The sequence below is a fragment of the Vibrio sp. 10N.247.311.49 genome (assembly GCF_041467655.1).
In the GTDB taxonomy this organism is placed as follows: Bacteria; Pseudomonadota; Gammaproteobacteria; order Enterobacterales; family Vibrionaceae; genus Vibrio; species Vibrio crassostreae_C.
Genome location: NZ_JBFSVA010000035.1, coordinates 26925 through 33792 on the forward strand (window position 1 = coordinate 26925; position 6868 = coordinate 33792).

A 6868-nucleotide genomic window follows, 5' to 3' on the forward strand; every position below is an offset into this window, starting at 1 on the left:
AATGATAATTGAATACACCTGTAATACTCTTCCTGAACGTCAGGATGTCTTTGAACTTTATCAATCTGTAGGTTGGAGTTCGGCACATAAACTTGATGAACTTATGCTCGCCCTTAATGGGGCTCACACACTGTACTGCGCCTACTCAGAAGGACGCTTGGTCGGTCTAGTAAAAACTATTTCCGATGGCTATTTAGTTGTGTACGTGAGCCATTTGTTAGTACTTCCAGAGTATCAATCGAAAGGTATTGCCAGTGAATTGATGAGCAAGACCATGAAAAAATACCAACACTTCCATCAAAAAGTTTTACTTGGTGATAATCAAGCATTTAGATTCTACGAGAAGTTTGGCTTTCATGTTGCAGATATTAAACCTATGTGGGTTTACGTAGGCACAGACCATTAAAAGGCAATGGCATGGACATTACCACAATCTTATTATTTACAGCTTCAATTACGCTACTATCAATAGTACCTGGTCCAAGTGTGTTGCTAGTGATGATTCAAAGTATGGGGGTCGGGCTTAAGTCGGGTTTAATAACGACCTTAGGAATTGTCATAGGTGCTATGTTATTTTTTAGCATTGCATATTTTAGCATCAATACGGCACTTGCTCAGAACGGCGTCCAAGGAATCTATCACTTCGTACAATTTGTTAGTGCCATATACTTAGGGTGGATAGGCTATAGTCTAATTATTGCGGCTTCTCCTCATTTAAGTGAAACCGATATCTCAACGTCTGATTTCTCAACAAAGGAATTTTTTGCCGGGCTATCTATAGCTATGGGGAACCCAAAAACTATCCTTTTTTATGCTTCTATCTTACCTAGTTTTGTTGACCTTACGAATAGTAATATCAGTGATTATATGATCTGTTTGGGGATTGTCGGTATTTCGACGGCACTAGTGCTTTCGATGTATGCTGTCATTGGTTACTGGATGCGGGCACATATAGTGTCAAGATACATTGAACAGTGGGGCAATAAAATTGCAGGATTTTTCTTTGTTTTAATGAGCCTTTACCTTATCTATCTTTTTTCGACGAGTCTATAAATTGGGGAAGCGTAACTGTTTGTAGAGTCTTTTCTTTCACAAAAATTTGGTGAGGGAAAAGTTGTCTTACCTTCATATGAATAAGTGTTTTCCTATTTGATAAGGGTGCTCTACACTTGTCAGACTGACTGGTTTGCTAAGTGACAAGAAATTACTGGACTTAGATATTCAAGTGCACTGTGCCTTCTTGTTCGGTAATAATTAACCTCGATGTATTCGAAGAGTGCTTGGCGCAGATCTTCTCTCGTCATTATCGGCTCGTATTGGACGTTCTATTTTCATTAAGTGGAAAAACTGGCGTTGACGCCCCTATATCAACACTTACGTCATAACTGAAAGGTCTTTGAATGTAATTGGGTAAAGTTAACGAACTATATAATGTTTCAAACACCTTTGTATTTCCTTTATTGAAAGCCCTTTCCGCTTTACTACATATAATCTTGTTTTTGACTAATATTGTTCTAGCTGCATTTTCAACCGCAAGCTCTTTCTCACTTAACTCAGAGTCAAAAACTCTTGGTGTGGCTCATGCTTTTTCCTTGAATTAGTAAAGATGATAATTTTTCAATATAAATAAAACATAAATTATTTAAATGTTCTTATTGATTGATTGAAATAGTCTATTGTCAGTTTTACCAATTTTTTAATTCCATCAAAATTTTCAAAAAATCATATTTTAGGCGGGGGAATGGACAATGAAGTTTAAAATAAGCACTATTGGACTATCAATCGGAGCGGTATTATTTGCCAATAGTGCTAACTCTTTCTATTTTATTTTGGATGAGGGGGAAGCATGTAAAACTACAACTCTTGAAAAAGAGGTTGATGATTTTCAAGAGGACATCTCACCGATATCAGAAAAAGAAACTCCCATTGGCCAAAAGATTACTAATGAAGAAATTGGTGAGGTTATACCAGAATTTGAAACCGGAGCAATGGAGTTGGCAGAGAAAATTGGTGGAGCTATTGGCGTTGTAAGTGGTGGATTAGAATTGCTTGACGGCATAGAAAATAAAAATGCTGATGAAATCACTGGTGGTGCCGTTCTTTTGGGCTCCTACATAGCCCCGGAAATTGCAGGGGAAGTTATCGGCTCAATTTTCTCCGAGTCAATTGCGGAAGCTATAAACCCAGTTATAGGTGTTCTCATCGCTGAAGGGATTGCAATTTATGGTGATATAAAAATGGCTGGGGTCATCAACAAGATGGAAGAGTCCGATCGCACTTTGATGGGTGTCTACTCAAAAGCAATTGATAAAACAGACGCATCACTACTAAAGCTTAAAAAAATAATCCGAGGTGATAATGATGAGATTTATAATTATGAATATAAACATTTTGGAGAATTAACAGTTGAATTATATAAAAACAGTTTCCACAAATTAGCATATAGATTGATTAATGATAATTACTCTAATAGAGTAGATAAATATTTCAAAGATAACACAGTATCCACCCCAATAACCACGCAATTCGTTTCAAGTGAATTACCAGTAACTATTAGCCACCTAATCGGATTAAAGGAAAATTTAAAATACTGGTATTCAACCTCATTGACAGGGAAGAAATACATAAGCAGTTTCGGACATGTCCCATTAAATAATGCAAATTTCCATCCATCATATGAAGGCACAAACAGCATCCGATTTTCAAAATCGATAAAAAATGTTGCAATACCAAATATGCGTTGGTTGAATGATGTATTTTTCCCAGTTTTAGAGAGGACAGTAGATGTAATATATGACAATAGCGATCATCTTGTTGTTGAATTCAAAGATATGCTTACAGATACAAAATTTATCCATAGTCTTCAGGAATCAATGATAGCCCCATATAATGATGTTCTAAAAAAATACTATTCTTGGTTATATTTTGGGCATCATATTTTGAAAAACCTTGATTATTCAGAGGTAAAGATTGAAGAAGGTTTTCTTATTTTTATATCGATATTTATGCCAATTGAAAGCTCAATAATTCAAGGCTCTGTCATGAATGATATTAAATCCAAAATTGATGTTGCTCCATTTATTTTTGCCATAACAAAGTCACTAATTAGCCAAGGCGTCGATGTGACTGATGAGACCAAGTTTACAAAATTAATTAATGATGCATATTCGAAAATTGGAGAGGAACATTCCACCCTTAAAAACAAAATTATGAGTTCTTATCATGCAGCTAAAGACCTGGTTAATACTAAATTAGTAGATAAATCAGAAATTTCATTAAAGCCAATCAGTCAAGAAAAATTAAATTCGCTTATTGAGAAAATCGATAAACATGTGGCTGATGGAAGCCTAAAGAAAAAGGTAGATGTTGCATTAAATGATGCTGTTTCATTAATGAGTCTACAAGGTGGTGATAACTATGAGACATCATTACGATTCATTGATTATGCTCAAATGACTAGCTCTATTCAAAATAGTTACTTTAACGTTGTGGGCGCATTAATCGATAATTACGTGAAGAAGCTACAAAAGTTAAGTGATTGGGAAAATGAAGCCGCTGCTGTAATCTTGAGCGATTTACGTGACGACCTGGTTGCGCTAAATAAAAACAGTAAACTCGTAAATTACTCTTCTCAAGAAGTACATAAATATTCAAGCGGAAACTTTGATTGGCTAGCGTTTAACTCAACTCCTTTTTTAGATGAAGATAATAATAAAATAATTAGGTACCTTGATGACACTATCAATTTATGGGTTCCTGTTTCTCAAACAGGACCACCCATGCGCCTGCATCACGCCAATTAGGTCGAATATTGTGATGGGAGCAGGGAAAAAGTATCTTAGATAAAGTTTTAAAAATGATTTTTTTGAGTTGATTAACTAAAAATCAAGACTATAGGAAGAGGCACTAGTTTAATTAAATCAAAGGATAATCCATTTTGATGTCTAACGTTCGAGCGACCTAAGGTTAAGAGCAAGCGTATTTCTCTTGCGTCATGTTATCCAGACAACATTGTAAATACTAATGTGGTTCTTAAAGGTGCAGTGCTAAACAGATAGAAGTGTGGTGAGAGATTTTAAGTCAAATAATCCGAACGTTAGGTGAATATCCGCTTTTGTAGTTTCTGATGTTATTGAGGGGAATTACAATGGGTTGGCTTCTCCTTTCCCCGGATTACCATAGACCAATTACTCCTTGAAGAGGTGAATCATGATGGGAAGAAAATATAAAATTAAATATCTTATAAATACATTTTTGATATTGCTACTCTCTGCAATTTCATTTAGCTCGATGTCTGGGAGTCTTGAAATTGATGTAACTAAAATAAATCCAAGTGAATTAGACTCGATCAGGCCGAAAATAATAATTCAAAATGGGGAGGCAAGGCTTTCAAAAGTCGGTTTCTCTACTGAAAAGTTAGTTTTAGATAAACCCTTGGAACATTCAGAAGCTAGGAAAAAGCTATATGAGAATGTAAAAAGTATGCTTGAAAAGAACAAAAATATTTTGGCTGATATTGAGGAAGGTAAAATACCATTTCCAAATGAAAGTACTAAAAGTAGCGTAACAGAGGCTTTGCAGTTCAATGACGATTTTTTAGAAAGTGCCTCTGATACCTTGGGCTCAGATGTAATAGATTCTAATAAATTATACTTTTCAACTTCATATAAAGGTGAAAATGTAGTGATTAGTGAGGTTAAGGATTGGACTGCATTAGAAAAAAGAAGCATATCTCAAGTGATGTCAGACCCCGATAACATTGTTAACACTAGGCTTAATAGACCGGGAGCGGTTAAAAGAGCGAGTGTTGAAAATGGTAGGGAGATAATTCGAGATTTAAAGAAAGGCGGAGGTGAAATAAAGAAGGTTACTGCTTTTATGATCTCGGATGTTCTTGAGACTAATTATCGAAGGATGGGTTTTTCAACACCTAACTGCTTTTAGTTAGGCATTACATGGCGCAAGAGGTCGCTAAAGCCAAACTGAAAGAGATAATTATGATGTCAAAGCAAGCAGCAGAAATATATAGATAACTCGCATTAAAATTGGATTTTTATGACAGAATAAAGCCCACCCATAGCACATATATATTGAATCAACTTGAAGGTGCAGGTTTGAGTACCTAAAAATTATCATTAATCTGAGATGCCAAAGAGCCTGCGATCTCTGGAAGAGTCACAGAAAAAATTGGTCTATCGCCGCCTTGAAGTCTCGTTTAGTTTTGAAGTAAACGTTGTTTCTCGACTTCTCGTGGCTTTGTTGCAGTACTCAACCCACTTTGTCTTTTGACATCATTAAGCGACTCGGTAGCTGTCGGGCATACCAAGCTGTGTAAATCATGCCGCTAGCATCATTTCCTGTTGTTGTTTTCAAAGTCTCTACTGTGTAATTGGGGACCTAATGCAGATACGCCACTAAATTTCTCATCCTTTTAGGATTGCGAGCGTCGACAGCAAGCAGATTATCTTTGGGAGGAATGATTATATCGGCTTCAGGAAATTTGCTCGATAATGCGTCCTAGACGTCATCGGTATCGTCCATTTTATCCGCTGAAACATGGTCTGCATCTATATCAATTTTTTCACACAGTGCCCCTACGGCCCCTCATTCGGTTTATATGTGGATTTGAATGCGGGCTTCTTAAGACCTAGTTGAGATAAGCGCTTAGAAGGAGAGGTATAGTCTGGACAGGCTAGATCTGCGTCCCCCATTCTTTTTAATAGATTATCGATGAGACCTTGAAGTTGGCGTAGGGGCTGTTTGAAGACCAGTCTCAAATAATGTCACGCTCTTATTGTGCTATCAGGGTATTGGGGATGAGCCTGTTCCATCATAAGTGCGTTGCTCACTCTGCCAATTATCCATAATGTCGCCTGATAATCAGATATCAATCCGCCCTCGGTCACGCAATATAATTGGTTTGTCGGTAGGTGTGTTTTTTTGAAGTGTTGACGCCTGGATTGATTGTGTTTGTAAGGTATGATTATGAGAGTGAATACATCAAGGTATGATAAGAATATAGGAAAAGGCTCTCAACTCAAAAATTGGCGATTAAATGAGCGCTTCAACAAAGCCGCTCAAGAGCGACAAGAAAACTTTGGCACATTGAGAGCCAGAGTCCTGGGCGTTAGACGTTATTTTCAAAGAAGATTAGCAACGTTGTATTTATGCAGTAGGCTCGGTGCTGAAATTAGAATTCAAGGTTATTCTTTTTTTAATATAATTTACATTAACTTATTAACTTATTAACTTATTAATTAATTTTTTAAATGTAATCATAATTTAAAATTAATTTCTTTTGTTTAATTTTAAGATTATTAGTAATAAAATTAGGGGTTTAATAATGAAACGAGTTATATTTGACAATCATCCTTTATTATCGCAAGAAGAATTAGAAATGTTAGCTATGGTTGTAGGTGGTCGAGGAGAGGAGGGAGGGGCAAGTCGCCTAGGTCGGATTAAAAATGATCGTGATTTAGATCGAGCTGGAAGCAGGTGGAATTTGCGGCTTCGTTAGGAATAAATTTTATAGGATAATTTTGAGGTTCTCAATTTCCAGTTAGCAATTTCTCCGTAAATCCTCGCCCGCTTTTAGGGCGAGGATAGGCTTTGTTGCGTAATTAAATTTAGAGATAGAGCTACTTCGTTTCGTGTGTTTCTTAGTTAATACGACAAGCTTTAGGCATACCTAACCCAGTAAGCTTGTTCAACGCTTTTATCATCGCGTAAGTCTCACCCACCTGCGCATTGTAATTTCTTAAGCTCAATCGTCCTCCTAGTAACTGTTTAACTCGATACATCGCTGTTTCTGAGAGTGAACGTCTGTGGTATCCATACCGCTCTTTCCAATACTTATTTGAGCCGTATA

General features: G+C 36.5%; 6 protein-coding genes and 3 pseudogenes. 5 read left to right on the forward strand and 4 right to left on the reverse strand.

The window, feature by feature from the left end:
• Window position 1: 1 nt before the first annotated feature.
• Window positions 2-406, forward strand: a complete 405-nt coding sequence (locus tag AB6E54_RS21305) for a GNAT family N-acetyltransferase (protein ID WP_229648112.1) — start codon at window positions 2-4, stop codon at window positions 404-406.
• Window positions 407-417: 11 nt separating this feature from the next.
• The gene (locus tag AB6E54_RS21310; protein WP_229648111.1) at window positions 418-1053 is read left to right on the forward strand and encodes a LysE family translocator; all 636 of its coding nucleotides are present in this window, start codon (window positions 418-420) and stop codon (window positions 1051-1053) included.
• 119 nt (window positions 1054-1172) lie between these two features.
• Here the strand turns inward: AB6E54_RS21310 and AB6E54_RS21315 are convergent.
• Window positions 1173-1347: pseudogene (locus AB6E54_RS21315) on the reverse strand (IS3 family transposase); the annotation flags it as partial.
• A 401-nt stretch (window positions 1348-1748) separates the two neighbouring features.
• Here AB6E54_RS21315 and AB6E54_RS21320 point away from each other — a divergent pair.
• Window positions 1749-3803, forward strand: a complete 2055-nt coding sequence (locus AB6E54_RS21320; protein ID WP_371729309.1) for a hypothetical protein — start codon at window positions 1749-1751, stop codon at window positions 3801-3803.
• A gap of 406 nt (window positions 3804-4209) precedes the next feature.
• Window positions 4210-4944 carry a hypothetical protein gene (locus tag AB6E54_RS21325; RefSeq protein ID WP_132968965.1) on the forward strand — a complete coding sequence of 245 codons (735 nt, stop codon included), beginning with the start codon at window positions 4210-4212 and terminating at the stop codon, window positions 4942-4944.
• A gap of 178 nt (window positions 4945-5122) precedes the next feature.
• On the opposite strand, the pseudogene AB6E54_RS21330 reads toward AB6E54_RS21325, so the two are convergent.
• Together AB6E54_RS21330 and AB6E54_RS21335 are read right to left on the reverse strand one after the other, a co-directional pair.
• Window positions 5123-5253, reverse strand: a pseudogene (locus AB6E54_RS21330) (IS630 family transposase); the annotation flags it as partial.
• 341 nt (window positions 5254-5594) lie between these two features.
• The gene (locus AB6E54_RS21335) at window positions 5595-5777 is read right to left on the reverse strand and encodes a transposase (protein WP_229648109.1); all 183 of its coding nucleotides are present in this window, start codon (window positions 5775-5777) and stop codon (window positions 5595-5597) included.
• A gap of 208 nt (window positions 5778-5985) precedes the next feature.
• Here AB6E54_RS21335 and AB6E54_RS21340 point away from each other — a divergent pair, with 208 nt between their 5' ends.
• Window positions 5986-6249 (forward strand): hypothetical protein, encoded by a 264-nt coding sequence (locus tag AB6E54_RS21340; protein ID WP_229648108.1) that lies wholly within the window; start codon window positions 5986-5988, stop codon window positions 6247-6249.
• Window positions 6250-6659: 410 nt separating this feature from the next.
• Here AB6E54_RS21340 and AB6E54_RS21345 read toward each other — a convergent pair.
• Window positions 6660-6868 (reverse strand): annotated as a pseudogene (locus tag AB6E54_RS21345) (IS5/IS1182 family transposase); the annotation flags it as partial.